The sequence below is a fragment of the Dissulfurimicrobium hydrothermale genome (genome assembly GCF_022026155.1).
GTDB classification, from domain to species: Bacteria; Desulfobacterota; Dissulfuribacteria; order Dissulfuribacterales; family Sh68; genus Dissulfurimicrobium; species Dissulfurimicrobium hydrothermale.
Genome location: NZ_CP085041.1, coordinates 1,685,564 through 1,711,778, shown reverse-complemented (window position 1 = coordinate 1,711,778; position 26,215 = coordinate 1,685,564). Strand labels below are relative to the sequence as shown.

Below are 26,215 nucleotides of genomic sequence, written 5' to 3'. Positions count from 1 at the left end.
GTTTCGCGTGGGTTTCGGCTACGACGTCCATCGCCTTGTCCCGGGTCGTAGGCTAGTACTGGCCGGGGTAGATATCCCGTTCCATTTGGGGCTGTCGGGCCACTCCGACGCCGATGTCTTGACCCATGCCTTGTGCGATGCGATTTTGGGTGCAGCCGGCTTAGGCGATATTGGGCGACATTTCCCAGACGCCGATATGCGCTACAAAGATATATCGAGCCTGATATTTCTTGAGCGCATAGCTGAGATGATTGAAGACAGAGGTCTTCTGCTTGGGAACGCAGACGTCACGGTCGTAGCCCAGGCCCCAAAGATTACCCCTTTTGTCCCAAGGATGCTTGACAATCTCGCCTCAACGCTGAAGATCAGGACCTCGCTGGTCAATATAAAGGCCACTACTACTGAAGGACTTGGATTTACAGGGACAGGGGACGGCATCGCGGCGTATGCTGTCGCATGTCTTATCGCGTCATGAGCTGCAGCGAGCGAGATGCAGATTGAAGGGCTGCGTGCGCAGATGATAGCTGGGAGGGCTGAGGCCTTAAGGAAGGTCTTGAGCTCGTGCATGCTCTGTCCAAGGAGGTGCAAGGCCGACCGTCTGCGCGGAAAAATGGGTTTTTGCCACATCGGGACCACGATAAAAATTGCAAGGGCGGTGCCTCATATAGGCGAAGAGCCAGTCATATCCGGCACACACGGCGCCGGGACGATCTTTTTCTCCGGCTGTCATCTTGGATGTGTCTATTGTCAGAATTTTCAGATAAGTCATGAAGGCCTTGGCAGCGATTTTACAGTAGATGGGCTTGCCACAGTCATGCTTGGATTGAAAGAGAGGGGTTGTCATAACATTGAGCTAGTCTCGGCCACACATGTCTTGCCTTTTGTGCTCGAGGCCCTGGCGATAGCGGTCGATCGAGGCCTTGACCTCCCAGTTGTGCTGAATTCAGGTGGCTTTGAGGCCCCTGAAACCATAGCCATGCTGGACGGCATTGTTGATATATATCTTCCTGATGCCAAGTACGCCTTGGCCGACGTCGGGCTTGACCTCTCTGGCGTATCGGCATACCCACACTGGAACGAGCTTGCGTTGGATGAGATGGTGAGGCAGGTTGGAACGAGCCTTGAGATCAGAGACGGTGTGGCTGTCAGGGGGATTATTGTAAGGCACCTGATCCTGCCAGGCTATATTGAAAATTCAAAGGCCGTGTTGAAATGGCTGGCTGATCGTTATGGGACTGATGTGCACCTGAGCCTTATGTCCCAGTATTTTCCTGCCTATAAGGCCGGAAATCATCCTATTCTGTCGCGCCGTCTTAGGAAAAGGGAATATGAAGAGGTGGTCGGATATGCCCTGGAGCTTGGATTCAAAAATGGCTGGATACAGGAATTCGATGATAGATGGCCGTTGGAGTATCCTGATTTCAGGTTGGAGGTAGACACCATGGAGTAGCGGCACCGCTTTTGTTTCGAGACTGTTTGTCTAGATGCATCTTTTTCGTCTTTTCAGCATCTTTTCTGCCTCCACCGCCCAGAATACCAGCGATGAAGCTGCAAGACAGATGATGAGCTCCCATGGTCCAAGGGCCTGTGTTTTAAAGACGGACTGCAATAAAGGGACATAAACAGTAGCGAGCTGCAGGACAATGGTAAGTGTCACCGCCCCGGCAAGGGATAGGTTGGAGCACAGTCCTTGGCTGAAGAGAGATTGCCACTCTGAGCGGATAGCCAAGACATGGCCCATTTGACTCAGGCAGAGTACAGTGAACACCATAGTCTGCCAGTGCATGTCGCTGAGGTATATAGAGGCGGCCTGCAGACATAGACAGACAAAGGCCATTAGGAGCCCTACCCAGACGGCATGGATGCCGAGTCCCTGCGCTAAAATACCTTCTTTTGGCGGCCTGGGCGGACGCTCCATCACATCTTTTTCGCCTGGCTCGACCGCCAAGGCCAGACCTGGGAGCCCGTCCGTCACGAGGTTTATCCAAAGGATGTGAATCGGTAAAAGTGGAATGGGGAGGCCTAGAAAAGGCGCCAGGAAGATGGTCCATATCTCCCCTGAATTACTGGCAAGGATGTATTTTATGAACTTTCGGATGTTATCGTAGATGCGACGGCCTTCGTGTACCGCCTTTACGATGGTGGCAAAGTTGTCGTCAAGGAGGATCATATCTGCGGCCTCCTTGGCTACGTCGGTCCCTGTGACGCCCATTGCTACACCTATATCGGCTTTTTTGAGGGCAGGGGCGTCGTTTACGCCATCTCCGGTCATGGCTACAAATTCACCCCTGTCCTGCAAGGCCATTACAATCTTAAGCTTTTGTTCGGGTGAAACCCTGGCATAGACTTTGATCTCTTTCGCCATGGTCTCATACCTATCAAGCGTGAGCTCGGAGAGCTCATCACCTGTCATAACCTCCCGTCGGTCTTGGGCTATGCCGAGTCTCCTGGCTATGGCAAGGGCTGTAGCCGGATGGTCGCCTGTGATCATTATCGGTGTTATGCCAGCCTTTTTGCACTGCCTTATTGCATCAAAGGCCTCAGGTCTGGGTGGGTCCATTAGGCCTACAAGGCCCAAGAAGACTAGTTCATTTTCAACTATCGACAAGTTTGCAGGTACTGCATCGTGGTGTTTCATGGCAAATGCCAGCACCCTCAGACCTGATTCCGAGATCTGTTCGGCTTTTGTCAAGATCAATTTGCTGTCCAAGGCGGTTTTGCCGTTCTTGACCAGCGCCGCGGAAGAGCAGGCCAAAACAGACTCCACCGCACCTTTTGTGAAAGATACAAGGCCTCCATGCGGCATAGTATGGACAGTAGTCATGAGTCGTCTGCTTGAATCGAATGGTATCTCAGCCATCCTTTCATATGTTTTTCTTATCGCTTCATGGTCCAGACCAGTCTCGTCAAGGGCAGCCAACAGGGCCGTTTCAGTTGGGTCGCCCATGATGCTGTTGCGGACCAGGGATGCATCGTTACACAGGGCCATGGCTACAGCCAGCCAGCGCCATGCAATATCTTCTTCTACTGCTGAGATGGGCAGTGCTTCCAATGCATCCGATGTCTGTACCGTCCAGAATCGTTCGCAGCGCATGCTGTTTTCAGTCAGCGTCCCGGTCTTGTCGGTACAGATGGCCGTTACTGATCCAAGTGTCTCAACTGCAGGAAGGCGGCGGACTAATGCATTGATTTGTACCATGCGTTTGGCACCCAAGGCCAGGGCTATTGCAGCCAGGGCGGGTAACGCCTCTGGTACGGCGGCCACGGCCAGACTTACCGAAGTGAGAAACATGAGCAGCAGGTCCTCGCCCCTGAGCAGCCCTATGACAAAGACTATTGCACATATGGCAAGGGCGATGAGGCCGAGTTGGCGTCCGAAGGCAGACAAACGTTTCTGAAGGGGTGTCTTTGTGTCCTTCTGTTCGGCTATGAGGCCCGCGATCCTGCCGAGTTCGGTGGCGGCCCCTGTAGCCACCACTATGCCTAGTCCACGGCCCAGCACCACCTGTGTCCCTTTGAAGACCATGTTCTGCCTGTCTCCTATCGGGGCATTGGATGCGAAGACCTTATCGGGTCGTTTGTCAACAGGTATGGATTCGCCCGTAAGTGCGGCCTCCTGTACCTTGAGCATGGTGCCTTCTATTAGTCTCAGATCGGCTGGGACTATCCTGCCTGCATCAAGGAGCACTAGATCGCCAGGCACCAGCTCGGAGGTGGGTATTTCAATTACCGCACCGTCCCTTTTCACCAGGGCATGGGCGGCTGCCAAGGATTTCAAGGCCTCGATGGCCTTCTCTGCCTTGTATTCCTGCACAAGCCCTATGACAGCGTTTATGGTTATGATGACTACAATGGCCGCTGCGTCTACATATTCGCCCAGGGCGCCGGAGACTGCTGCTGCGGCGATGAGTAGGATGATCAAGAAGTCTTTGAACTGGTCGAGAAAAAGCTCTGCAAGTCCGCGTCTTTTTTCCTCGGGGAGTGCATTTGGACCTATATCTTCCAGCCTGCGTTTGGCCTCATCGACTGTAAGCCCTTGATTTAGATCGGTCTTGAGTTTTTTTGCCACGACGATTGTATCGAGGCAGTGGGCGTCATCCCTAATCAAATTTTATCATCTCCATGATTTCTTTCCATGAGGTCACTCTTAAAAATGGCGTATGACCCCTGTTCCACGGTTGATCAAATACAATAGCATTGATGCCCTCTCTATATAGGCTGTCACATGTATCAAGATTGTCTTCTACAAAATAGGAGACGCCGATGGCCTTCAACACATCCACTTTTTTGGCATGTTCACCAGTTGCGATGACGTTCAGTCTGTGCCGCGTTGCTTCAGGCAGGATGGAATGGAGCCATTCGGTTATAGGGCCACTGTCAGGTCTTGCCGTGACAAAGGTCAAGGAAGAGTGAGGGATGAGGGTCGAAAGGGCCTCCCTTGCCCCTTCGATCGGGGTCAGCGCCGTGCCGAAAGGGTCTTTAACAAGGCGGTCTATTATAGCGTGGGTAATATGGATGGGTATAGAAATGCAATCTTCAAGCCAATAAGAGGTGATGTGATCTTTTTTAAGGTGTGTTATGCCGAATTCCTTCCTGGCGATATTTAAAAATGACTCCATCGTGTCAGCAATGACGCCGTCTATATCAAATGCAATCTCTGAAGGGGCGATCGGTTTGGGCAGACGGATCATTTAATGTTCCAGGTAGAATAGAGTTGGATTGTTTGGCTGGGGGACAGGGATTCGAACCCCGATAAGCAGATCCAGAGTCTGCGGTCCTGCCGTTAGACGATCCCCCATGAGAACACTGGCATCTTTTATAAAGTTAGACAGGCAAAAAGTCAAGTATGCCGCCAAAGGATGTCATTCGATGACACATCCCGCATAGCCCACAACGTTACGGTAGTCGCCAGTTATGTCCCCGCTTGTCGTATATTTGACCAGAGAGGCCTTTGAAGCGCCGAGAGAGATGGCGGCCGTGAGGGCCGCTGCAGTAGGTATTACGCCGCACATAGATATCCCTCTTGCACGGACCGTGTTATAGAGGCCTTCCGGATCGAGGTTCAGGATGTATTTTAATGCCTCTTTATCCTTCGACTCGGCGGAATCCCTCGGTTCATAATGGCTCATATCCGTACTTGCAACCAACAGGACTGGTTTCGAGAATCTCACGATCGCCCTTGCAATCGCAAGACCTATCTCTTTGCAGATTTGGTAGCTGAGCACGCTCAGGCAGATCGGGACGATCTTTAAATCGGGCTGGCGATATTGTAAGAAAGGCAACTGCACCTCAATGGAGTGTTCATAGACGTGGGCGTTTGCATCGTCTGCAAGGTATCCGGATTCTTTGATCAACTCCGCCGCCAGCGATTCTTCTATAGGTATAGTCCCCATCGGCATGGCCCATGAGCCGCTTGTCATTACTGCTGCTGGCTCTCCAAGACCTGTATGGTTCGGACCAAGAATAACGCAGGTCTCTGGCACATCTATCATTCTGAACACCGCCCCTGCCACATGGCCGGAATACATATAACCTGCATGTGGAGAAACGACCATCAATGCCGGCCTTGGTCCTGTTATGCGTCTTATAAGTCTGCCCACCTCATGGTGCAGTCTCAATGGATCGCCGTCATAAAACTGGTTTGCAACAGCAGGTTTTCGTATCATAATATCCACCTCAATGGCTTATTTTTTAAAATATGGGTGTTTATCAATCGATGTCAAGGAACGAGGAAAGGGCTGCGGCCTTAAAGAGGCTCATCGACTGTTATATGGCGCAGGATGTCGCCATTATGTCCAGTACAAGAGAAGATGCGGTCGAACTTGCATCAAGGGCCAAGGACATCGTAGGCCGTGAGATTATCTGCCTTGAAAGGGCTCCGCGCCTTATGCCTCTGGCAAAAGAGGCCATTTTAAGGGCCGACGAAACCGGCTTGAGCCATCCATCAGGCTGTATTTGGTGGGCTGAGAGTCTGGCCCAGGCAAAGGGCCGCATGGGGCGCCAGTGGTGGTCGCCTGCAGGCGGAATCTATCTTTGCATCGCTATTTATCCGAGGCTTTCCAAGCAGTTTTGGTCTTTCTACAGTCTTGGTATAGGCGTTGCCATAACCCAGGTCTTGAGGGAGTGGGGGCTGTCAAGTGTATCAGTAAGGTGGATAAACGACGTCCTGGTGCACGGCAAGAAGGTGGCCGGCACGCTTACGGAGGTGATAACGTGCCCAGGCTCAAGCGAAAGTTATATACTTTTCGGTATAGGATTGAATATAAACATCGAGGCCTTTCCGTCGCATCTCCCACAGGCCGCATCCCTTTTGACCGCAACAAAAAGACCGTGGCCGGCCGTTTCCTTAGCAGCGCATCTCCTTTCGAGGATAGGTTTGGTGTTCGCCGACCTCCACAAGTGGGAGTTGTCAAGGCTGGATATTATTGATGATACCTGGGCGCCCAATCCCGTGCTCAGGGCCTTTGTCCTTGCAAGCGATACGATCGGCAGGAGGTGTGTGTTTGGATTTGATGCTGACAATGCCCCTGAATTTGTTGCCACTGCGGTCGGCGTGACAGACGACGGCGGTCTGCTGCTCGCACTTGATGATGGGGAGGAGGTCACGGTGAATACTGGCGAGATACGTTACCTTGATTTGCCATGAAGTAGGACAGCTGGCTATGCAGCGTTTTGTTTAAGATAGGCGTTTATGAATGGATCTATATCGCCGTCCAGCACCGCTCCGACGTTTCCTATTTCAAGCTCCGTCCTGTGATCCTTTACCAGTTGGTAGGGCTGAAGGGTGTATGAGCGGATCTGACTGCCCCAGGCTATCTCCTTTTTGTCGCCATGGATTTTTTGTTTCTCGGCCTCTTTTTTCGAGCGTTCAAGCTCATAGAGTCTCCCCATGAGTATCTTCATTGCGATGGCCTTGTTCTTGTGCTGCGAGCGTTCATTTTGGCACTGTACAACGATCCCAGTCGGGATGTGCGTTATGCGGACAGCTGAGCTTGTCTTGTTTACGTGTTGCCCCCCTGCACCGCTTGCCCTGTAGGTGTCTATACGCAGATCTTTTTCATTTATCTCAATCTCTATGGACTCGTCGAGCTCAGGGGCCACAAATACGGAAGCAAAGGATGTATGTCTCCTTCCTGAGGCATCAAACGGCGATATGCGGACAAGACGGTGGATGCCGGCCTCTGATTTGAGATATCCGTAGGCATAAGCACCTTCGGCGAGGAAGGTTGCGCCTTTTATCCCTGCTTCATCACCGGGCATAAGGTCCAGGAGCTTTACAGAAAAACCCCGCCGCTCAGCCCATCTTAGATACATCCTCAAAAGCATTTCCGCCCAGTCTTGGGCCTCCGTGCCGCCTGCACCGGCATGGATGGTCACAATCGCATTCAGATTGTCGTGCGGACCTGAAAGCAGCCTGGATATCTCGGCCCTTTCAATCTCCTCTTTCAGTGATTCAAGGCCTTTAAAAACCTCTTTAAGCGCCTCGTCGTCACCCTCGTCCTCGGCCATCTCAAACAGCAGTACGAGTTCCTCGTGTGTAGTTGAAAGACGTTTGATTAGTTCTTTCTGGCTGGCAAGGGCAGAGCGCTCCCTTAAGAGTTCTTTTGAGGCTGGATCGTCCCAAAAACCTGGGCTGAGCATCTCATGTTCTATTTGGGAGAGGCGCTCGTTTATCTCTTCTTCATCAAAGATAACCTCTCAGGTGTTCAAGCCCGCAGCCAGTTTCCTGTAGATATCTCTTAATCTTTTCAAGCATGAGCGTCTTTGCGCTCGGGTCTTCTTTTTTCATTTGGTCATCACCTCTTTTTTTCTTTAAAATACAAAAACGGCATAATAGCGGCAACAAAAAATATGGCCAAGACCCAACCCGCCCCATGTCTGACGAAGAAGGTGAGGTCGTCTCTCAGATGCACGACGCCTGTCGTGTAGCACGGGAGAAATATCTTTGTATAGGAGGATCTCTCTCCCCACGGCGATATGATAGAGCTCACGCCTGTATTGGCGGCCCTGATCACCCATCTTCTGGTCTCAACCGCCCTCAAGACCGCCATTTCTTCATGCTGATAAGGGGCTCCGGTATGTCCGAACCATGCGTCGTTTGTAATGATTGCGATCAGATTGGCGCCATGCCTGACAAGACCTGCCCCCAATCCAGGGAATATGCTTTCAAAGCATATAAGCGTTCCTATATGGACGCCATCCCACGAAATTGGTTTAAGTGAACTTCCGGCCTGAAATTCCCCTGCAGTAGGTATAAACTCCTTTGCCCAGGCGGTTACCCATCCGAAAGGCATATATTCTCCAAATGGCACCAGATGGATCTTGTCATATCTGCCTGCGACCATGCCGTTTGGGGTGACGGCATAGGCACTGTTGAAGAATTCCGTGTCTCCGCTGCCTTTGCGAAGGCTATAGGAAGGGCTTCCGAAGAGTATAATGGCCTTCAACTCCTTGGCAAGAGAGAGTACTTGTCTACTTAACGGACTGCCATCCTGGAAATAAAATGGGGCAGCGGTCTCCGGCCAGATAATTATTGGATTTTTAGGATTATTTTTATTGAACGCTCTGGCGTTTTCTACGGCTTCTTTGCTCAGGCGTTTGTAGATCCCGATTGTCCCTTGTTGAAAGGCTGGATCCCATTTTTCATCTTGCGGGATGGAGCCTTGAATGGCTGCGGCAAAATGGGCTGGGTAGAGGGCATCTTTGCTTGCGATGCGATTTATTTGCATCTCGCCATAATACCACAAAAAGGCAGTGCCGAAGATCAGGAGAGCGGCCTCTCCCGCTATGGTAGGTTTTTTGAGGTCTGAAATGCCGTTTGTCTTTATTGTTTCCCCCAGATCCCAGAGGATCATGTTGGCCAGGACGATCAGAAATGAGAGGCCATAAGGGCCGTAGATGTCGGCCGTTTGTATGAAGGATGGGTTCGGCACAAGGCTGTAGGCAAGACTCCCCCACGGAAAGCCGCTCAGAAAATGTCCCCTGATCCATTCAAGGATGACCCAGGCCGCTGGGACAGAGATGATGAGATGGATGGGGTGCCTTTTGCTCGAAACAATGGAGATATAGGCCGACCACGCGGCCGGATAGACAGCTAGGTAGCAGGCGAGGAGTCCGACCACTGGCCATGAAGCCCACAGCGGGAGTTTGCCATATCTGGCGATAGTGGGGGCTATCCACCAGAGAAGCGTGCCGAAATGGCAGATACCGGCTGCGAAGCCGTATCTAAACGCTTCTTTCCATGTCTTTTTTTTAATGGTGCACAGGAGCGGCACAAGGGCCACTGGTATCAAGACACCGATGGAAAAGGGTGGAAATATTGAGGTCAGAAGGAGACCTGAGATGATTGGGAGCAGCCAGTCCAATGCCGTTTCTTTTTATTTACAGATCAAGACGTCACCTGACGCCTGGAGTCTGTTGTGTCAGCCGTGGCTGTCGTATGAGTATAGTATTTGCCTCTCTATCGGGATGCGTTTTTCCGGGAGTTTCGGCGGAGGCCAATCAGAGGTCATGTCGAGGAGCCTTTGTCTTGAGGGAATGATATCCCAGCCGTAGCCGACGGACTTTTTTAGTCGTACATCAATGAGCGCGGCGTCGAACAGATTCGCCTGCACAGCCCATGGCACTATATAGTCCGGTTCTATAAGACGGGCCGCGGCAATGGTCCCGGACTCCCTTGTCACGACAGAGCCTGGGCCTCCTCTGAGTATCATGAGTGAACGGTTGTTGATCTTTACTGTCATATCTATCAGTGCTATGAGTTTTCGGCCGTCTATTTCAAGAAGGATCTCTCTGTCAAGCATGAAGTCGTCTATCCTGTATCCGCGTTCATTGATGAGAAATTTGGCAAGCTTCTGTCTTATGCGCTCCCTGTCTGTATCCAATACAAGACGACCTGTAAGATAACAAGGAATCTTTATAAATATCGGCGAACCACACTTGGATGTCATGGCCTTCAACCCACAATAAGATTATCAATATGCTGATTTTAATCCATTCTCTACGGATGTAAACAATTCATGTCGGTCGTTGCAATATGGCCTGCACCTTGTCTTGCGTCTTGGCCTGGTCGGCATTTGTGTTATTCTATGCCACCATGAGTGCAGTTATGGAAAATATAGGCGTGGTGCTGGTCGAGCCTAAGTACCCAGAAAACATAGGGGCTGCTGCAAGGTGTTGCAAGAATATGGGTATATGGCGTCTTGTCTTGGTGCGCCCTCATGACCTCAACCGTGAGAAGATGCTCAAGATGGCCACACATGAGGCGGCTGAAATAATATATGGCATGTCAGTCCATGATAGTCTTGAAGAGGCGTTATCATCATTTAATTATGCTGTCGGTTCCACGGCGCGTACAGGGAGGCGGCGTAGGCCGACCGATACCCCGCGGGAAATGGCCGCATCCGTTGCGGCATTGAGCCACACGAACAAAGTGGCGCTTGTGTTCGGTTCGGAGAAATGGGGGCTTACCAACGAAGATCTGTGCCTATGCCAGTCCATTGTAACCATACCTACAGCCGGTTTTTCATCTATTAACCTTGCGCAGAGCGTGATGATATTGTGTTACGAGATATTTGCCGCCGACATCCAGGAGCCTGGCTTCAAACCCAGGCTTGCTTCATTGAAAGAGCTTGAAGCGATGTACGAACATCTGAAGGAGGCCTTTTTGGCCATAGGCCTTATAGATCCCAAAAATCCGGATTATTGGATAAGAAACGTTAGAAGGCTCTTCGCCAGGGTCGAGCTGCGGTCAAGGGAGGTAAGGCTAGTAAGAGGTCTTTGCAGACAGATACTCTGGGCGACCGGACGCAACAGGACCTAGGTGGAGGCCGCCTCTAGGGCGGAAGTCAACATCTCTTACCAGTCGACCATCTTGGTGGTCTCTTTTTTCAGCATCATCGCATGGCTCATATCAGCGGCGGCCTGTTCGTTGTCCCCGAGTTTTTCGTAAATCTTTGACCTCAAGACATAGGCGGCCGGATAAGTCGGGTCTATTTCCAGTGCATGATTGACGGAGTCAAGTGCCTCCTGGATATCGCCCTTTTTAAAGAGAATGATGCCTTTTCGATATATGTAGCGCACATTTTGGGGTTCACACGATATGGCCGAATTTATGTCGCTTACGGCCGCATCTATATTATCAAGTTTCATATATGCAACCGCTCTCGCCTGATAGGCCTGTCCGGCCTCGGGATCTTTCTCGATTATTTCACAAAAGATCTTGATGGAACCGTTAAGATCCCCGTCCATGAGCTTAAACTGTCCTTCGATAAACAGGTCTTCCAATTCCTTTTTCATGTTTCTCCAAAAAAATAAAAGGGACGGTTATCATTGCCGCCCCTGATGTGCATGCTATCTGGAGCGGGAAACGGGATTCGAACCCGCGACTTCAACCTTGGCAAGGTTGCACTCTACCACTGAGTTATTCCCGCCGAGAATTTTGTGCCATAATATAAAGAGCATCGTTTCTCTGTCAAGATATAATTTGAAGATCCTTAAGGCATTGGTCCAGCCGAAGGCTGCCTCAAGATTCAAGACCCAATGACGGCCGTGATTATGGCGCAGAGGTGTTGAAAGTATATGACTCAACGATATTATTGGCATTGAACCTTATGACTAGGTCGTATGTATTGCTGCTCCCGATCAAGGAATAATTATAATGCCCATATGTCCAGATTGTCTTTCCGTCTTCCAGACCTGTGCGCCAGGGCGGTCCGAACATACGGACTATGTCTTCCTTCGTGGTTTTTCCTATCTGGATCTTCGGCACCGCATCGACCGGAAAGTCCCTACCCATACTGACACAGCCGTTTGTAAAAAACATGCATGCGACCAAAACCGCCAAATAGGGGATGATTTTTTTTATTGTTGCCATACGCACCTCTTACAGGATGGATGAATCATGTTTTTTTATAATGCCAGCAACGAAAAAAAGCAAATGTTTTTAATCGTTCTATTTTGACGGCGGATGCCCGATACGGCCAAGGCAAGGTCTGATGATCGCGGTTGCTTTTTTGTATTGACGCAAGCCGTTTTTTATAGTTCATAGGTCTGAAGCATGTCCAGGCAATCTTGAGGTGGAGATATTTGAAATGTGGTTTTGTGAAATCGGCAAAAAGAGGAGATGCAGTGTAAAAAGCAATTCCGAGCCGTGCGCACGCTGTGAGGGTGAGGGCATCCGTAGGTTCCATATGAGCGAAAAGGACGAATTGTTCAGGCTCTTGAGAGAGATGGAGGAGCCATTACCTGACGGCGGGGATTTGATACTTAATTATTTTTTGGATACCGAAGGGCATATCTCCACATCGGCCATTCAGGAAGGCCTGAAGAAGGCTGGGCATAAATTCGACATAGAGTTTATAAATAAGGTGCTCGACATACTCTGTCGTTACGGTATAGCCCAGCGTATATACCTTGACGGGGATGGGCCGTGGTATGAACATCTGCATCTCGGTTCGAAGCATGATCATCTCTTGTGTCCAAAATGCGGCAAGGTGACGGAGTTCAACAGTCCGGAGATCGGCGAGCTCATCAGGGAGATATCGGGCGGATATGATTTTGAACCGCTTTCCCACAAGTTGACGATTATCGGACTCTGCCCTGCATGCAAAAGGGCCTCGCGCGCTGGGCCAGGTATGCCCCTTTCTATGGCAGCAAGCGGGGAAAAACTCAAGGTGGAGCGGCTGATAGGCGGTTATGACATTAGGCACAGGCTTACGGCGATGGGGATCTCGCCGGGCGAGGAGATAGAGGTGGTCAGCAATTGTGGCCCGATAATTATAAATTTGAAGGGGAGTCGTCTGGCCGTAGGGCGCGGCCTAGCGCAGAAGATCATGGTAAGCCAGACGGAAAGCAGGGGTCATTAGTTTTTTATAGTTCTCGTCGATTTAAGGGGTTGCATATGGCTGTTGAGAAAGGTATCGGATTTATCGGCGGCGGGCAAATGGCCGAGGCCCTTATAAAAGGGCTCATATCCGCTGGCTTTGTATCAAAGGAAAAGGTCATCGCCTCTGATCCAGCGGTAGGTCGCAGGGACCACCTCGCCAAGACATACGGCGTAAGGGCGACAGACAGCAACAAAGAGGTGGTGTCGAGTTCCGACATCATTGTGCTTGCAGTAAAGCCGCAGGTCATTTCAAGGGTGCTCGAAGAGATCAACGAGTATGTAACGATGGATCACCTTGTCCTGTCCATAGCAGCAGGCATACCGCTCAGACTGCTTCAAGACGGTCTTCCACGCGACACCAGGGTCGTCCGTGTCATGCCCAATACACCGGCCCTTGTGGGATATGGTGCGGCGGCCTTGTCTCCCGGGAGCTTCGCGAGGGAAGAAGACATTATGCTTGCAAGGGATATAATGGGTGCGGTCGGTATAGTCGTTGTGTTGCCTGAGCATCTCATGGATGCGGTAACCGGCTTGAGCGGCAGTGGGCCGGCATATGTATTCGCATTTATAGAGGGATTGATAGATGCAGGGGTCAGAGAAGGCCTGTCAAGGCCTGTGGCGGCCGAGCTTGTCTTGCAGACCGTTATTGGTTCAGCTGTCATGTGCAAGGAGACTGGAAGGCATCCATCCGAGCTTGCATCCATGGTGACGAGCCCGGGCGGCACCACCATCGATGGGCTTTATATGCTTGAAAAGGGGGCGTTTAAAGGGCTTTTGATGGATGCCGTGAGGGCGGCAGTCAGGCGTTCAATGGAACTAGGCGGGCATACCTGATTCATTCCTATCAGAGGCATTAGCGGGTTGCAGGCAAATGATCACCACCCAACCCAGCGGATGCGAGGCATCTTCGTGGCCTGTTTAAAGATGGCATATAAGGGCACATCAGTGTTGGGATGAAAAGGCAAATAAATAATGGTCATTTGCAGGGCGGTGAAGATTTTGTCCAGTCGGTATCAAATGATGAGATCTCACCTTGCTATCTGTTTATCGGACAGCACCCGTTGACAGCGCCGTTGGTGCAGCGTCTGATAACAGCGCTCATCGGTGAGGCCTCTCTGGAATTCAATCTCGAGACTATTGCCCAGGAGGCGTGTACGGCTGGGGCAGTCCTTGAGGCAGTTAAGACCAGGCCTTTCTCCCCAGGCAGACCAGGCAGAAAGGTGGTCCTTTTACAGGATCCGCCGTTTTTGACCAGTGCCGGCGCAGACGGCCGCTGGGAAGCCGAGGCCCAGGACTGGGAGAAGGTTTTTTTATGGCTTTCGTCCCAGAAGGACATCCGGTCTATTCTAGTCATCGAGAGCGATTGCGTTGACAAAAGGATCGGCGCCTTTTCAAGGTTTAAAAGACTTGGCCCTGTAGTAATAGATGTAGGAATAGGTGGGGATAGCTCGAAAGATACGAAAAATGCGGCCTCCGCCTATGTCAATGGATTATTGCAAAGGGCGGGGAAAAAGGCTGACAAGGGGGTTGTAGACTTGATCTTGGATCAAGTGGGCCACGATCCTGTCGCGCTTGGCATTGAAATTGACAAATTAATAAGCCTTGCAGGCCCCAGGGAACGGATCGGTCTGGACGATGTAAGAGAGGCGATCTCGAGACAGAGGGAGGAGGAGGTCTTTAGACTTGCCGATGCAATCTTGAGACGCGACAAGGCCTCAGCGTTCGAGGTAATTTCCAGGCTATTGGCCGATGATGTCCATCCTCTTATAATATTGCAAACAATCGCCAACTTCCTTAGAAAGATGGCGCTTATCCTTGCTGCACTTTCAGATAAGCAGGGCGTCTTGTCGATGCAAGGCATGACCTATCAAGTCTTTCAGAAGGAAATTCTTCCAAATCTCAAGGCCTTTTGGGGAGAGCCCGCTCCTCATGCATTAAAAGGCCTTCATCCCTATGCACTTTATATTATGTACAGGGATGCACACAGGTTTAGGCTTGAAAAGGTACTTGAACTGTTTGCCAGGCTCCCTGATGTCGATCTTGCCCTAAAGGGCGGACAGTGCCCTTCAAGGGTTATACTTGAACGACTGATCCTTGAGATAATTGAAAGATAGCGGGTCATCATGGCTACGGGTTTGGATAATGGCAAATGCACCCGTTGTGGGGCATGCCTTTCTGTCTGTCCTGTATATGATCTTACCAGGCATGAATTGTTTTCTCCCAGGGGAAAGGCAAGGCTTTTTCAGGGAGGGGCCTCCGTCTGCTTTGGGCCAGCCTTTCTAAAAAAGGAGAAGGTCTTCGAGACGTTGAATGCATGCCTCCAGTGCGGTGGATGCAGTTTTGTCTGTCCTGCCGGGGTTGAAGTGGACGATATCGTTCGAGACGCCAGGCGGCGCTTGGGTAGTCCTGGCTCTTTTTTTTTACGGACTATTTTGAATAGACCTTATTTTGCGTTGCGCCTAGCCCGATTTTTATCAGGCATCTCCCGAATGCTTCCGATGGATAGCGGCCTCATATTGAGGCTTTTGGGTTTTCTGGATATGTCAGAAGGTTTGACGCAGATCTCCTTGCCGGATATTTCGCCAAGGCCTGCGGTCTTGCACTTGTCTCGCGGATTTTATGATGTTAAACGAGGCATTTATGGACTGACTGAAGGAAAAAAGACGGTGTTTTTCATAGGTTGCATCCAGAATTATATCTATACAGATGTGGCTGAGGCTATAGCAGGCCTTTTGGGTGGCGCTGTTATAGTACCCGCCGCCCAGGTCTGTTGTGGGATGCCGGCCTTTGCGTCTGGCCTTATGGATCAGGCAAGGGCCCTTGCGCTTGCAAACATCCGTGCGATTGAGGATGCAGGTATCTTTGATGCGGTAGTTACGGGCTGCGCCTCATGTGCGGCCATGATAAGGCGATGGCCGGTTCTTTTTGAACATGGCCCTGATAGAGATGCAGCACTAAAGATAGCATCTAGCGTGATGGAGTTTGGCGATCTCCTTGTTAGGGCCGGCCACGTGCTCAAGATATCCGAATGCTATGCCGGTCTTGTGATGACATATCATGCGCCTTGTCACGAGCGTTTCGCATCGGGCGGGAAGGGTAAGGCAGGGGCGATGGAAGGGTTTTTGGGACGGCTTAGCCCTGCCGGTTTCAGATCAACCCGCAGTGGTTGCTGTGGACATGGCGGTGTATTCAGCCTCAAGCACGCCGGCCTTTCAAGAAAGATCTTTGAGAGGAGGCTTGAGGCCGTGGTAGGAAAGGACAAGGGCGTGGATCTGGTTGTAACAACGTGTTCAGGGTGTCTATTGCAGTTCAGGATGAATACCCCGTCGTCTTTGAACCTAAAGGCTATACATATAGCCGAGGTGTTTTATTCGAACTATAAGATTTAATTAAATTATTATGCCCCAGTTGTGTTTTGACCGGATGATTTCTTAGAATGAAAAGAAACCAGACATGCCGGTCATGTCGGCTGGCTTTAACCTGCCCAGTTCGACTAGGCAGAATAGACCATAATACGTGCTGGGCGGTGTAGTCCCAAGCCCTGGTTCCGGTCCGAATCCCCCATTTTCCGGTATATAGAGCGATCTTACAAACTTTGATATCTTTTGGGGATCTGCTATTTTTTTGTCTGATGATCCAACAAGCCTGACCGTTGCAAGGAATTGCGCCATCTCTTCCATGGATGGCAGGGTCTTGAACCTCTTTTCTTTGATCAGTCCGGAATATCGGCTTTGACTAAGGAAGCATATCACATCTTTCTTTATGTCTCCAATGGCGTTCATTGATTTTAAGGCCGCAACCGCCATGGCCGTGGCCCTTATCGAAGAGACCTTGTTGCCGACCAGCCCGAAACCATCATCCCGCGTCTTGTATTTCAGGATATAGGCAGTTGCGAGCCTCTTTTCTCGATCTGTCAAGTCGGATAGCCTGTTTAGAAGTACAACACCCAAGGCGGTTCCGGCCAGCGACGCCTCTTTGGTGTTGCTGCTCAGGCGCATCCCTCCCTCCTTAGTGAACATGGAATGGAGAAATCCGGCTAGTCTTTTTTCGTTCACCAAATGCGGTTCTTTGAGCATGTCAAGGGCCTTTATTGCATAGAAACTGCTGATGATATTGCTGTCTTTGTCAAATTTTGGCTCCGACACAAAACCGCCATCTTTTGTCTGGCAGTCTTTTATGAAATTCAGTAGTTTATTTCGCTCATCTTTTGAAATTTCCAGGCCCAATGCCCTTTTCGAATAGACAAAATAATAGGCGAATGATATGGAGTCAGGGAAAGTTGGCCTTTTGGACCAGGCTTCAATAAAGTTTTTAGTTTTTGACCAATCATAGGTCCAGTTGTCTCTTGCTGGGCTGTCGGCTCCGAGCAAAGGGTGCGCGGGGTCCAAAGACCAGAGAAGTAATGTCAAAAATGCCGAAAAGGTGATTAGGAGATTTTTCATGTATGTCCCGATCGTTTGAGGTTTTTATTTAAAAGAATTAAAGGGCGGCAGGATGTCGCCTTGCCGCCCCTGTTTTTTAACGTTAGCCGTTGTTGGTCCGATCGTGCATTAATGCGGAGGCATGCCCCAGCTGCTGCTTCTATCCGTATGACAGACGCTGCATTTGCCGACGGCCCTTGGGTCGCCTTGGATTGTCATTGGTTCGGCATTGTCTTTTGCAAGCGTGGATGGATAAAGGGCATGAGGTTCGCCGTGGCATGATGAACATAGTATCTTGTGGTCTTTATGCCCTCTGCTATTTAGGAATTTGCCGAACAGCCCTGTGTTCAAGTATCCTTCGCCCTCTCCGGTGTTTGAATGACACTTGGAACATGTCGGCAGGGTCTGATCCGACCAAGGTTTCAGCAGCTGTCCGCTCGCCACGCGCTGGTTGAGGTCTCCATGACAGTCGCTGCACCAGATGTTGTGACCGTTTATAGTTTTTGTACGATGGGTGTCCCTGTAACAGTTCACTCCGTTGCCGGGATGACAGTCATAGCAGTTGTTGGCGATATTCGGGTCATATACTTGGACGGCTGCGCTCTGGACGTGGAATCTGTGAACTACGTCGGAAAAGGTATATTTGGATGTCGGATATCCAGCGTAACCGGGTGGAACGGATTCGCCCATTGCCGGGTCGAGATGACACCTGGAACATCTGATCGGTCCGCCGATTCCATCGCCATCAGGGTCGATTTTTGAAAAATCTATCCCTGAGCTGCGGGCATGGAGCATCCCCATGACCTCAAAGGAGTCTCTTGGTGTAGGGTTGACCCTGCCATAATCCTGTGCGACCCTCAGATGGCAGCTGCAACAACCGCCAAATGCGACGGGAACGACCGTGTTGACTTGCGTCAGAAGCGCACCGTTTGATTTGCTGTAGACTTTTATCTGGCCTGTGAGATAAGGATTGCGATTCGGACCGCCTAGTGGGTCTATCATGACACCGTTTGGGTCCAGGGCAGGGTATGCCGGTATGCCGGCCACTTCCCAATAGCCGCCAGGCATCGGGACCATGTTGCCGCTCAACGTGGCGCCGGTCAGGCCCTGTATTCGGCCGTCGGCCCTGATTGGCTGAAAGCCTGGAAAGATCTTGGGGGAATTGTTTATCCAGCTTTGAAAGTACGGATCAGCCTTTAGGGAGGCATCTGTATTTTCAAGGATGCTGTAGGTAACGGTGATTTGATTCGGATCGGTGATTACCTCCGGATCGTCACCTCTACGGATCACTTGGGCCCTAAGGGTGTTGAACGGCGGAAGTAACAGAAATGTATCTGCCCCTGGGCATGCACAGTGCATGCCCAGGTCGTTTGTTGCGAATACTACGTAATTGCTGCTGGTTGTACTGGAACTGCTAGTTGAGGTTGCTGTACCTTCGTTTTGATGGTGCCTATCCGAGTCGGCATAGGCCATGCCTACCATGACCGCCATGCATACGATTACAAACGACAACCACGACTTTTTCATAAGCTATTCCCTCCCTGCTAAAATTTAGAACCCTAATGCTTGCAGGTATAAAATAAAATTAACAGGAAGTCAAGAGAAACGCCGTCAATCGTTATTTTTAAATATAATTAAAAGGTAAGTACCTTGTTATTGGACATAATGAGGCTATAGAGGTCTTCCATTGTTGAAACAGGGCATGTTTCCGACGGTTCGAGCTTGTGTAGTTTGAGACAGACCTTGCAGGCGTAAACCTTACCTCCGGCCTTTACAAGGTCTTCGGCCTGTTCCTTAACATTAAAAGTTTCATTTGTTTTTTGAGCACCCACTACGCCTTTTCCAAGAAAAAATACGCTTACCTCACCCCCTTTTTTCATGGAGAAATTGGCAAGCCGTAAGGCGTTCCATGCAGTCTCTGCATCGTCGGAATAGATGATGATCCCGAGTTTTTCCCCTGCAAGGGCTGATTGCACAAATCCTCCGGCGCATGCCAACAACACTGCTGCCAGAACCGTCATTAAAAAAATTTTAATCTTCATTTTACAAACCCTCCTTGTTTGATTTTTGAAAGGCAAGATAGCTGTGGTTTCATTGAAAAGTCAAATAGTTAATATTTATGGGAAAATGATTCATTATAGAGAAAAATTATGAGCTGTTTCTTTACCCTTGAAGTTTCTTGAATATGCTGGTCTTGTCAGGTATATTTTAAAAGATTATTGAATTTTTCAGACCTGCCTGCGTCTTCGCCTTCCTGATTGACCGTTTTATTTAAACGGTGGTGGAATTTAAGGCGTTTAGTCTCTGCGATATTCAGGTATGTCCTTATTTTTCACAACAGTGGACCTTACGGTTCAATTTACTGAAAGGGGGTAATCATGGGGTTTTCTATCCTTTTTTTGATCTTTTTGACGGTAAGTTTCCTTGCATCGGCCATTCGGATCATGAATGAGTACGAGCGGGCGGTGGTCTTTCGTTTGGGCAGGGTGATAAGAGCCAAGGGGCCGGGTATTATCCTACTCATTCCGGTCATCGACAAGATGCAGAAGGTGGACTTGAGGACAGTCACCTTGGATGTCCAGCCTCAGGACGTAATCACAAGGGACAATGTCTCCGTCAAGGTGAGTGCAGTGGTCTATTTTAGGGTGGTTGACCCTGTAATGGCCGTTGTTGAGGTGGAAAACTACCTTTTTGCAACGTCTCAGCTCGCCCAGACCACATTGAGGAGCATCTGCGGTCAAGCCGAGATGGATGAACTCTTGTCGGAGCGCGAGAAGATCAATACAAGGATACAGGATATATTGGATATTGATACGGCGCCGTGGGGGATAAAGGTCATAAAGATCGAGGTCAAGGATATAGATCTCCCTGCAGAGATGAGGCGTGCCATGGCGAGGCAAGCTGAGGCGGAAAGGGAGCGCCGGGCTAAGATAATAAATGCGGAGGGTGAGTTCCAGGCGGCTGAAAAGCTGTCGGAGGCCGCGGCCATAATAAGGAAGTTTCCCGAGGCCCTGCAGCTTCGCTATCTCCAGACGTTGCGGGAGGTGGCGGCTGAAAACAACTCGACCACCATTTTCCCTGTGCCGATAGATATTTTAAGGCCATTTATGGGGGCTCATTATAAAGGAGATGGTTAAAAGATTATGAGTGGACTTCCTTACAGGAATGTGGCGATTATAGCCCATGTCGACCACGGTAAGACTACACTTGTAGACGCCATGCTTTGGCAGAGTGGGGTCTTTAGGGAGAATCAGCTGGTCGAGGAGCGTGTGATGGACTCAAACATCCTTGAACGTGAACGAGGGATTACGATCCTTGCCAAAAATACCGCAATTCATTATGGGGGCATAAAAATAAATATCGTCGATACCCCAGGTCATGCGGATTTCGGCGGAGAAGTGGAGCGCACGCTCCAGATGGTCGACGGGGTCATCCTGCTGGTCGATGCGGCGGAGGGACCGCTTCCCCAGACGCGCTATGTCCTTAAGAAAGCCCTCGAATTAGGGCTTCCGCCTATCGTTGTCATAAACAAGATCGACCGTTCTGACGCCAGGCCGGGCGAGGTCTTAAATGAGATCTACGATCTTTTTATCGACCTTGATGCCACGGATGAACAGTTGGATTTCCCTGTGCTTTATACGAATGCAAAAAAAGGCTTTGCCTTGAAAGAAATGGGCGGCGATCCAGATGATCTCAAGCCCTTATTTGACGAAATAATAAAGACCATTCCACCCCCTTCCGGTGATCCAGGGGTCCCTCTACAGATGCTCATCACGAACCTTGAATATAGTAGCTTTGTGGGGAAGCTCGCCGTTGGGCGCATCTTCAACGGCAGACTGAAGGCTGGCAGCGTAATAGGTTTGGCACGTGAGGATAGCCTCATCCAAGTCAAGGCCGGTCTTATCTACAGCCACGACGGCCTTAGAAGGATTGAGGTGGGCGAGGCCATGGCCGGCGATATAGTAGCTGTTTCCGGTATAGAAGAGGTCTCTATAGGAGACAGCCTTGTCGACCTCGAACGGCCTACGCCCATGAAGCGCATCGTCGTAGATGAGCCCACGATCGCCATGGTCTTTTCTGTGAATACGTCGCCGTTTGCAGGCAGAGACGGATCATATGTCACATCCAGGCATCTTAGGATGCGTCTTGAAAAGGAGATGCTGCATAACGTAAGCCTCAAGCTTGAACCCCTTGCCATGGATGCATTCAGGGTAAAGGGGCGCGGAGAGCTGCAGCTTGCAATCCTTATTGAGACCATGCGCAGGGAAGGCTATGAACTGAGTGTCTCAAGGCCTGAGATACTTACGAAAGAGATAGACGGCGTTATGTATGAACCGATGGAGCTTGTTGTTGTGGATTGCCCTGAAGAGTTTATCGGTGTGGTGACCCAGGGATTAGGGCCGCGGCGCGGCAGAATGATAAAGATGACAAATCACGGTCACGGCAGGGCCAGACTGGAGTTTGAAATACCCTCGAGGGGTCTTATAGGCTACAGGTCACAATTCCTTACAGATACCAAGGGCTCAGGTATCATGAACAGCCTTTTCAACGGCTATAAACCTTGGCAGGGCCATATGCCGGAGCGTACCTCCGGTGCATTGGTTGCAGACCGGCCTGGCAGGACCACGACCTATGCCCTTTACCACATACAGCCGCGTGGTGCATTGTTTTTAGGTCCCGGCATAGATGTCTATGAAGGCATGATAGTCGGGGAAAACAGCAAAGGAAATGATCTCGATGTCAATGTAACCAAGGAGAAGAAGCTTACGAATATGAGGGCATCGGGTTCGGATGAGGCATTGCGCCTCATTCCGCCTGTAGCGATGACGCTTGAGCGTGCGCTTGAATGGATATCGGCGGATGAGTTTGTGGAGGTGACCCCTTGCAATATACGTCTCAGAAAACGCATACTAAAGGCAAACGATAGACCGAAGAGACGACAGCTTTGAAAGGTTTGGGACGAAAACTTAACATTGACATATATCTCTTGGTTAAGTAATTTAATTTGATTTTATATTAAAGTTGAAGATTGGTATGTGGACATATGTTTGACAGCCTGAGCGAACGGTTGAATCTGATTTTCAAGCGCCTCAAGGGCCATGGGAAGCTCTCTGAAGAGAACATCCAGGAAGGACTTCGTGAGGTGCGCCTTGCCCTCCTTGAAGCAGATGTGAACTTCAGGGTGGTTAAGGATTTCATCTCAAGGATCAAGGAAAGGGCTGTTGGGCAGGATGTGATGGAGAGCCTTACCCCTGCCCAGCAGGTGATCAAGATAGTCCGTGACGAGCTGGTCAGCCTGCTGGGCGGCCACAATCAGGGGCTTAATTTGGCCGGGCGTCAGCCAGCCGTTATACTCCTTGTGGGCCTTCAGGGTTCAGGCAAAACCACAACTGCGGCAAAGCTAGCCCGTTGGTTGCGGGCAAAGGGCAGGAGGCCATATCTGGTACCTGCTGATGTTTACAGGCCGGCGGCTATAGAACAGCTCAAGGCCTTAGGTGCCCAACTCAAGATAGATGTGTATCCATCAAACGCCTCACAGTCTCCGGTTGAGATAGCAAGACAGGCGGTCTTGATGGCAGATGCGGCACACAAAGATACCGTTTTAATAGATACGGCCGGTAGACTACATATCGATGAGGCCCTGATGCAGGAGCTGAGAGATATAAAAAACGTCCTGTCGCCTCAGGAGATCCTCCTGGTGGCCGATGCCATGACCGGCCAAGACGCGGTAAATATGGCCAAGAAATTCGACGAGACGCTCTCCATAACCGGTGTGATTCTTACAAAACTAGAGGGCGACGCCAGAGGTGGAGCGGCATTGTCTATACAGGCGGTTACGGGAAAGCCCATAAAGTTTGTGGGTGTTGGCGAAAAGCTTGACGCCATCGAGCCGTTTCATCCGGACCGCATGGCAAATCGTATACTTGGTATGGGCGATGTTCTTACCTTGATCGAAAAGGCAAGAGAGACCATAGATCAGAAAAAGGCATTTGAGTTTCAGAGCAAACTCAAAAAGGATACCTTCACGCTTGAAGATTTCAGGGAACAGCTCAGGCAGGTGAAGAAAATGGGGAGTATCGAACAGATTATTTCCATGATCCCTGGCCTCAATAAGATAAAACAGCTTAAGAACTTTGCACCTGATGAGAAAGAACTCGTCCGCATTGAGGCGATTATAGACTCTATGACCCCTAAAGAGCGGCGTGACTATACCATAATAAATGCTAGCCGTCGTAGACGAATAGCCGCTGGTAGCGGTACAACGGTACAAGACGTAAATGCCCTTCTCAAAAATTATGCAGAGATGCAAAAAATGCTTAAAAAAATGAAAAGGACGAGATTCAGGGGCTTTTCAAAAGGGGCTCCCCCATTTTAAAAAAAGCATGCAGTTCTGATGCGCAGTGGATGAGGTCTTAAATCAATAAGGAGGTATATATGGCTGTAAAGATACGATTGACAAGATGCGGCCGCAAAAAAAGACCCTTTTACAGGGTGGTGGCGGCTGAATCGAGTGCAAAACGTGACGGAAGGTTCCTCGAGATCTTGGGTACGTATGACCCACTCAAGGATCCGTTTGATTTTAAGATAAATACCCAGAGGCTTGGATATTGGCTTGGTCAGGGTGCCCAGACAAGTGGAACGGTTGGCAATCTATTGAAAGGGCGAAAGGCCTGAGGGCCGTTCCTGTTTAGGGCGTCTTGGATTAGGGATAAGATGGCGTCCAGTCGTCGGTCATATCTCTTCTTGAGAGGTGCTGAGTGAAAGACTTGATTGAATATATTGTAAAGGCGTTGGTTGATAATCCAGAGGCCGTTCAGGTAAATGAGATCGAGGGTGCACAGACGGCGGTCATCGAATTAAGGGTGGCCAGAGACGATCTTGGCAAGGTGATAGGCCGACAGGGTCGTACAGCTAGGGCCATCAGGACTATATTGAGTGCTGCGTCTGCCAAGCTGAAAAGGAAATCCGTGCTCGAGATACTTGAGTAGTTTATGGAGGTGGATTTGTCCCAAGTGGTCGCCGTGGGCAAGATAACAAAGGCGCATGGCAACAAGGGAGAGGTCCAAGTCTATCCTTATGTGAGAGATAAGGGTATTTTTTTTGATCAAAAGATATTTTTGATTCGCGGCGCCGCAAAGTGGATAGGTTCTTTAAATATAAAGACTGCTAGGTTTGCTGATTCAGCCAGGGTGATCCTGGGTATCGAGGGTATTAAGGATAGGGGTCAGGCAGAAGGGCTCGTAGGTCTCGAACTTTTTTTGGAAAAGGTGAAACTGCCCAAACTGCCCGAAGGCGAGTATTATTGGCATGAGATAATAGGTCTTCAGGTTATGACTTTTGATGGCGGAAGGCTCGGGGTGGTGTCTGACATCATTGAGACGGGCGCAAACGATGTCTATGTCGTCAAGACATCCGGGAAAGATGTCTTGATACCAGCCATTAAAGATGTAGTCAAGGAGATAGACTTGGAGGCCGGTATAATAAAAGTTGCTTTGATTAGTGGACTTTTGGACGACTTAGGATAATCAAGAAATAATTTGATGCTCTTTGATATCTTGACTATCTTTCCCGAGTTTTTCAGTTCTCCCTTGCGCGAAGGCGTACTTGGCAGGGCGATCGAGCGCGGGATCGTAAAGGTTAGGATTGTCAATTTAAGGGATTTTGCCCTTGACCGGCACCGAACGGTAGACGACAGACCATATGGCGGTGGCGAGGGGATGGTATTGAAGCCGGAGCCTATATTTAGGGCGGTTAAGATGCTTAGGTCGGAACCCCCGTTGCCGAAGGTGTTGCTCTTAAGTCCAAGAGGCAGGGTGCTCGATCATGCCTTTGCCTGTGAATTGGCTGACATGGAAAGGCTCGTGTTCATTTGCGGCCGTTATGAAGGGGTTGACGAACGCATTCATAGATGCCTTGCAGATATTGAGTTGTCGATCGGGGACTATATCCTATCGGGGGGTGAGCCTGCCGCTCTTGTGGTTATTGATGTTCTGAGCAGGTTAATACCTGGTGTGTTGGGTTGCGAAACATCGGCATGTAAAGATTCATTCAGCGATGGATTGTTGGAATATCCTCAGTATACGCGGCCTCTTGAATATATGGGGATCAAGACGCCCGAGGTGCTTATTTCAGGCGACCACGCCAGGATTGCGAGGTGGCGCAGGGAGCAATCGTTGGCCTTGACTATGGAGAAAAGGCCTGACATGCTTGCCAAGGCGAGACTTAATGAAGAAGACATGGTCTTCTTGAATAAGATCGGCTGGAGAGGCAGGTGATCCATCTCGCTCTTGTCCATTATCCTGTTTTAAACCGTAGAGGTGAGGTTATAGTCTCTGCAGTGACCAATCTAGATATACATGATATAGCAAGGGCTTCAATGACTTATGGCGTGGATGGTTATTATGTCGTGACACCTGTCGGCGAGCAGCAGGCATTGGTCAAGGAATTGGTAAGGCACTGGTCTGACGGCGTCGGATCGGCGATAAGTCCTGATAGACGGACGGCCCTCGAATTAGTAAGGGTGGCTGGTTCCTTGAAAGACGTTTGTGATGATATTGCTCTCAAGACAGGCGGGCGTCCGGTGGTCTATGCAACTACGGCCCGAGAGGTCATTGGTTCCATAGGATGGAGGTCTTTAAGGGAGAAGCTTCGGGATAAAGGGTTCAATCTCCTCTTGATCTTTGGGACCGCTTTTGGTCTTGCCCCTGAGGTGTTCGATCTGGTTGATGGTGCATTGGCGCCCATAGAAGGTGTAGCCGGATATAATCATCTTTCCGTAAGAAGTGCTGCGGCCATAGCCCTTGACAGGCTATTTTCAAACTATATGGACATATAGCCTTTTGATGGTATATTTTTAATCTTTTTATGAATTGGTGGATGTCAAAAAATTAAGTCAGCCAGGAGGAAA

27 protein-coding genes and 2 tRNA genes are annotated in these 26,215 nt (G+C 50.1%); 16 read left to right on the top strand and 13 right to left on the bottom strand.

Annotated elements, in window-relative coordinates; all coding sequences use genetic code 11:
- Positions 1 to 7 precede the first annotated feature (7 nt).
- A complete protein-coding gene (gene ispF, locus LGS26_RS08185) occupies positions 8 to 475 on the top strand; it encodes a 2-C-methyl-D-erythritol 2,4-cyclodiphosphate synthase (protein ID WP_330873343.1) in 468 nt (155 codons plus the stop codon).
- 15 nt (positions 476 to 490) lie between these two features.
- Positions 491 to 1,450 (top strand): radical SAM protein, encoded by a 960-nt coding sequence (locus LGS26_RS08180; protein WP_237888389.1) that lies wholly within the window; start codon positions 491 to 493, stop codon positions 1,448 to 1,450.
- A 30-nt stretch (positions 1,451 to 1,480) separates the two neighbouring features.
- Here LGS26_RS08180 and LGS26_RS08175 read toward each other — a convergent pair whose 3' ends face one another.
- From LGS26_RS08175 to amrB, 4 genes are all read right to left on the bottom strand, one after another.
- Positions 1,481 to 4,108: a cation-translocating P-type ATPase gene (locus LGS26_RS08175; RefSeq protein ID WP_237888388.1), complete on the bottom strand. Its 2,628-nt coding sequence runs from the start codon at positions 4,106 to 4,108 to the stop codon at positions 1,481 to 1,483.
- Complete coding sequence (locus tag LGS26_RS08170; protein WP_237888387.1) at positions 4,101 to 4,691, bottom strand: 5' nucleotidase, NT5C type; 591 nt, start codon at positions 4,689 to 4,691, stop codon at positions 4,101 to 4,103. The genes LGS26_RS08175 and LGS26_RS08170 overlap by 8 nt, the downstream gene beginning before the upstream one ends.
- A 33-nt stretch (positions 4,692 to 4,724) precedes the next feature.
- Positions 4,725 to 4,798: transfer RNA gene (locus LGS26_RS08165), tRNA-Gln, on the bottom strand.
- Between the two features lie 64 nt (positions 4,799 to 4,862).
- Positions 4,863 to 5,666 (bottom strand): AmmeMemoRadiSam system protein B, encoded by an 804-nt coding sequence (gene amrB, locus LGS26_RS08160; RefSeq protein WP_237888386.1) that lies wholly within the window; start codon positions 5,664 to 5,666, stop codon positions 4,863 to 4,865.
- Positions 5,667 to 5,716: 50 nt separating this feature from the next.
- Between amrB and LGS26_RS08155 the strand changes: the two genes are divergently transcribed.
- Positions 5,717 to 6,646, top strand: coding sequence for a biotin--[acetyl-CoA-carboxylase] ligase (locus LGS26_RS08155; protein ID WP_237888385.1), 930 nt, complete (start codon positions 5,717 to 5,719; stop codon positions 6,644 to 6,646).
- 14 nt (positions 6,647 to 6,660) lie between these two features.
- Here LGS26_RS08155 and prfB read toward each other — a convergent pair.
- From prfB to LGS26_RS08140, 3 genes are all read right to left on the bottom strand, one after another.
- Positions 6,661 to 7,756, bottom strand: a protein-coding gene (gene prfB, locus LGS26_RS08150) for a peptide chain release factor 2 (protein ID WP_237889917.1) whose coding sequence is annotated in 2 segments (ribosomal slippage) — positions 6,661 to 7,689 and positions 7,691 to 7,756 — 1,095 coding nt in all. Because the reading frame shifts where the segments join, the coding sequence is not laid out codon by codon here.
- Between the two features lie 40 nt (positions 7,757 to 7,796).
- Positions 7,797 to 9,365 carry an apolipoprotein N-acyltransferase gene (gene lnt / locus LGS26_RS08145; RefSeq protein ID WP_237888384.1) on the bottom strand — a complete coding sequence of 523 codons (1,569 nt, stop codon included), beginning with the start codon at positions 9,363 to 9,365 and terminating at the stop codon, positions 7,797 to 7,799.
- A 57-nt stretch (positions 9,366 to 9,422) separates the two neighbouring features.
- Positions 9,423 to 9,950 (bottom strand): type I restriction enzyme HsdR N-terminal domain-containing protein, encoded by a 528-nt coding sequence (locus LGS26_RS08140; RefSeq protein ID WP_237888383.1) that lies wholly within the window; start codon positions 9,948 to 9,950, stop codon positions 9,423 to 9,425.
- A gap of 158 nt (positions 9,951 to 10,108) precedes the next feature.
- On the opposite strand from LGS26_RS08140, the gene LGS26_RS08135 reads away from it, so the two are divergent.
- Positions 10,109 to 10,822 (top strand): RNA methyltransferase, encoded by a 714-nt coding sequence (locus LGS26_RS08135; protein ID WP_237888382.1) that lies wholly within the window; start codon positions 10,109 to 10,111, stop codon positions 10,820 to 10,822.
- Between the two features lie 35 nt (positions 10,823 to 10,857).
- On the opposite strand, the gene LGS26_RS08130 is transcribed toward LGS26_RS08135, so the two are convergent.
- The 3 genes from LGS26_RS08130 to LGS26_RS08120 form a co-directional block, all read right to left on the bottom strand.
- Positions 10,858 to 11,298: a tetratricopeptide repeat protein gene (locus LGS26_RS08130; RefSeq protein ID WP_237888381.1), complete on the bottom strand. Its 441-nt coding sequence runs from the start codon at positions 11,296 to 11,298 to the stop codon at positions 10,858 to 10,860.
- Positions 11,299 to 11,357: 59 nt separating this feature from the next.
- Positions 11,358 to 11,432: transfer RNA gene (locus LGS26_RS08125), tRNA-Gly, on the bottom strand.
- A gap of 122 nt (positions 11,433 to 11,554) precedes the next feature.
- A complete protein-coding gene (locus tag LGS26_RS08120) occupies positions 11,555 to 11,875 on the bottom strand; it encodes a hypothetical protein (RefSeq protein ID WP_237888380.1) in 321 nt (106 codons plus the stop codon).
- A gap of 217 nt (positions 11,876 to 12,092) precedes the next feature.
- On the opposite strand from LGS26_RS08120, the gene LGS26_RS08115 reads away from it, so the two are divergent.
- From LGS26_RS08115 to LGS26_RS08100, 4 genes are all read left to right on the top strand, one after another.
- Positions 12,093 to 12,866: a FeoA domain-containing protein gene (locus LGS26_RS08115; RefSeq protein ID WP_237888379.1), complete on the top strand. Its 774-nt coding sequence runs from the start codon at positions 12,093 to 12,095 to the stop codon at positions 12,864 to 12,866.
- Between the two features lie 35 nt (positions 12,867 to 12,901).
- On the top strand, positions 12,902 to 13,720 hold the full coding sequence (proC, locus tag LGS26_RS08110; RefSeq protein ID WP_237888378.1) for a pyrroline-5-carboxylate reductase: 819 nt from the start codon (positions 12,902 to 12,904) through the stop codon (positions 13,718 to 13,720).
- Between the two features lie 119 nt (positions 13,721 to 13,839).
- On the top strand, positions 13,840 to 15,000 hold the full coding sequence (holA, locus tag LGS26_RS08105) for a DNA polymerase III subunit delta (RefSeq protein ID WP_237888377.1): 1,161 nt from the start codon (positions 13,840 to 13,842) through the stop codon (positions 14,998 to 15,000).
- 9 nt (positions 15,001 to 15,009) lie between these two features.
- Positions 15,010 to 16,275 carry a (Fe-S)-binding protein gene (locus LGS26_RS08100; RefSeq protein ID WP_237888376.1) on the top strand — a complete coding sequence of 422 codons (1,266 nt, stop codon included), beginning with the start codon at positions 15,010 to 15,012 and terminating at the stop codon, positions 16,273 to 16,275.
- A 42-nt stretch (positions 16,276 to 16,317) separates the two neighbouring features.
- Here LGS26_RS08100 and LGS26_RS08095 read toward each other — a convergent pair whose 3' ends face one another.
- The 3 genes from LGS26_RS08095 to LGS26_RS08085 all read right to left on the bottom strand — a co-directional run bounded on the left by LGS26_RS08095 (position 16,318) and on the right by LGS26_RS08085 (position 19,349).
- Complete coding sequence (locus tag LGS26_RS08095; RefSeq protein WP_456236998.1) at positions 16,318 to 17,328, bottom strand: prenyltransferase/squalene oxidase repeat-containing protein; 1,011 nt, start codon at positions 17,326 to 17,328, stop codon at positions 16,318 to 16,320.
- Between the two features lie 108 nt (positions 17,329 to 17,436).
- The gene (locus tag LGS26_RS08090; RefSeq protein ID WP_237888374.1) at positions 17,437 to 18,834 is read right to left on the bottom strand and encodes a hypothetical protein; all 1,398 of its coding nucleotides are present in this window, start codon (positions 18,832 to 18,834) and stop codon (positions 17,437 to 17,439) included.
- A 107-nt stretch (positions 18,835 to 18,941) separates the two neighbouring features.
- A complete protein-coding gene (locus LGS26_RS08085; RefSeq protein ID WP_237888373.1) occupies positions 18,942 to 19,349 on the bottom strand; it encodes a DsrE family protein in 408 nt (135 codons plus the stop codon).
- 336 nt (positions 19,350 to 19,685) lie between these two features.
- Between LGS26_RS08085 and LGS26_RS08080 the strand changes: the two genes are divergently transcribed.
- The 8 genes from LGS26_RS08080 to LGS26_RS08045 all read left to right on the top strand — a co-directional run bounded on the left by LGS26_RS08080 (position 19,686) and on the right by LGS26_RS08045 (position 26,143).
- On the top strand, positions 19,686 to 20,444 hold the full coding sequence (locus tag LGS26_RS08080) for a slipin family protein (RefSeq protein WP_407932010.1): 759 nt from the start codon (positions 19,686 to 19,688) through the stop codon (positions 20,442 to 20,444).
- A gap of 6 nt (positions 20,445 to 20,450) precedes the next feature.
- Complete coding sequence (typA, locus tag LGS26_RS08075) at positions 20,451 to 22,256, top strand: translational GTPase TypA (RefSeq protein ID WP_237888372.1); 1,806 nt, start codon at positions 20,451 to 20,453, stop codon at positions 22,254 to 22,256.
- Between the two features lie 95 nt (positions 22,257 to 22,351).
- A complete protein-coding gene (gene ffh, locus LGS26_RS08070) occupies positions 22,352 to 23,683 on the top strand; it encodes a signal recognition particle protein (RefSeq protein WP_237888371.1) in 1,332 nt (443 codons plus the stop codon).
- Between the two features lie 59 nt (positions 23,684 to 23,742).
- Positions 23,743 to 23,982, top strand: a complete 240-nt coding sequence (gene rpsP / locus LGS26_RS08065) for a 30S ribosomal protein S16 (protein ID WP_237888370.1) — start codon at positions 23,743 to 23,745, stop codon at positions 23,980 to 23,982.
- Positions 23,983 to 24,065: 83 nt separating this feature from the next.
- Positions 24,066 to 24,296 carry a KH domain-containing protein gene (locus LGS26_RS08060; protein ID WP_237888369.1) on the top strand — a complete coding sequence of 77 codons (231 nt, stop codon included), beginning with the start codon at positions 24,066 to 24,068 and terminating at the stop codon, positions 24,294 to 24,296.
- A gap of 24 nt (positions 24,297 to 24,320) precedes the next feature.
- Positions 24,321 to 24,833, top strand: coding sequence for a ribosome maturation factor RimM (gene rimM / locus LGS26_RS08055; RefSeq protein ID WP_237889915.1), 513 nt, complete (start codon positions 24,321 to 24,323; stop codon positions 24,831 to 24,833).
- Positions 24,834 to 24,848: 15 nt separating this feature from the next.
- Positions 24,849 to 25,583, top strand: coding sequence for a tRNA (guanosine(37)-N1)-methyltransferase TrmD (gene trmD / locus LGS26_RS08050; protein WP_237888368.1), 735 nt, complete (start codon positions 24,849 to 24,851; stop codon positions 25,581 to 25,583).
- Positions 25,580 to 26,143, top strand: coding sequence for an RNA methyltransferase (locus tag LGS26_RS08045; RefSeq protein WP_237888367.1), 564 nt, complete (start codon positions 25,580 to 25,582; stop codon positions 26,141 to 26,143). The genes trmD and LGS26_RS08045 overlap by 4 nt, the downstream gene beginning before the upstream one ends.
- Positions 26,144 to 26,215 lie beyond the last annotated feature (72 nt).

What these genes read in the sequence shown, in the direction of transcription:
- LGS26_RS08085 (WP_237888373.1), bottom strand. Translation starts at nt 19,349, where the DNA reads ATGAAGATTAAAATTTTTTTAATGACGGTTCTGGCAGCAGTGTTGTTG.
- LGS26_RS08140 (WP_237888383.1), bottom strand. Translation starts at nt 9,950, where the DNA reads ATGACATCCAAGTGTGGTTCGCCGATATTTATAAAGATTCCTTGTTAT.
- LGS26_RS08080 (WP_407932010.1), top strand. Translation starts at nt 19,686, where the DNA reads ATGGGGTTTTCTATCCTTTTTTTGATCTTTTTGACGGTAAGTTTCCTT.
- LGS26_RS08100 (WP_237888376.1), top strand. Translation starts at nt 15,010, where the DNA reads ATGGCTACGGGTTTGGATAATGGCAAATGCACCCGTTGTGGGGCATGC.
- LGS26_RS08155 (WP_237888385.1), top strand. Translation starts at nt 5,717, where the DNA reads ATGTCAAGGAACGAGGAAAGGGCTGCGGCCTTAAAGAGGCTCATCGAC.
- LGS26_RS08170 (WP_237888387.1), bottom strand. Translation starts at nt 4,691, where the DNA reads ATGATCCGTCTGCCCAAACCGATCGCCCCTTCAGAGATTGCATTTGAT.
- amrB (WP_237888386.1), bottom strand. Translation starts at nt 5,666, where the DNA reads ATGATACGAAAACCTGCTGTTGCAAACCAGTTTTATGACGGCGATCCA.
- ffh (WP_237888371.1), top strand. Translation starts at nt 22,352, where the DNA reads ATGTTTGACAGCCTGAGCGAACGGTTGAATCTGATTTTCAAGCGCCTC.
- LGS26_RS08120 (WP_237888380.1), bottom strand. Translation starts at nt 11,875, where the DNA reads ATGGCAACAATAAAAAAAATCATCCCCTATTTGGCGGTTTTGGTCGCA.
- LGS26_RS08135 (WP_237888382.1), top strand. Translation starts at nt 10,109, where the DNA reads ATGGAAAATATAGGCGTGGTGCTGGTCGAGCCTAAGTACCCAGAAAAC.
- LGS26_RS08130 (WP_237888381.1), bottom strand. Translation starts at nt 11,298, where the DNA reads ATGAAAAAGGAATTGGAAGACCTGTTTATCGAAGGACAGTTTAAGCTC.
- rpsP (WP_237888370.1), top strand. Translation starts at nt 23,743, where the DNA reads ATGGCTGTAAAGATACGATTGACAAGATGCGGCCGCAAAAAAAGACCC.
- typA (WP_237888372.1), top strand. Translation starts at nt 20,451, where the DNA reads ATGAGTGGACTTCCTTACAGGAATGTGGCGATTATAGCCCATGTCGAC.
- LGS26_RS08115 (WP_237888379.1), top strand. Translation starts at nt 12,093, where the DNA reads ATGTGGTTTTGTGAAATCGGCAAAAAGAGGAGATGCAGTGTAAAAAGC.
- proC (WP_237888378.1), top strand. Translation starts at nt 12,902, where the DNA reads ATGGCTGTTGAGAAAGGTATCGGATTTATCGGCGGCGGGCAAATGGCC.
- LGS26_RS08095 (WP_456236998.1), bottom strand. Translation starts at nt 17,328, where the DNA reads ATGAAAAATCTCCTAATCACCTTTTCGGCATTTTTGACATTACTTCTC.
- trmD (WP_237888368.1), top strand. Translation starts at nt 24,849, where the DNA reads ATGCTCTTTGATATCTTGACTATCTTTCCCGAGTTTTTCAGTTCTCCC.
- LGS26_RS08090 (WP_237888374.1), bottom strand. Translation starts at nt 18,834, where the DNA reads ATGAAAAAGTCGTGGTTGTCGTTTGTAATCGTATGCATGGCGGTCATG.
- LGS26_RS08180 (WP_237888389.1), top strand. Translation starts at nt 491, where the DNA reads ATGCAGATTGAAGGGCTGCGTGCGCAGATGATAGCTGGGAGGGCTGAG.
- holA (WP_237888377.1), top strand. Translation starts at nt 13,840, where the DNA reads ATGAAAAGGCAAATAAATAATGGTCATTTGCAGGGCGGTGAAGATTTT.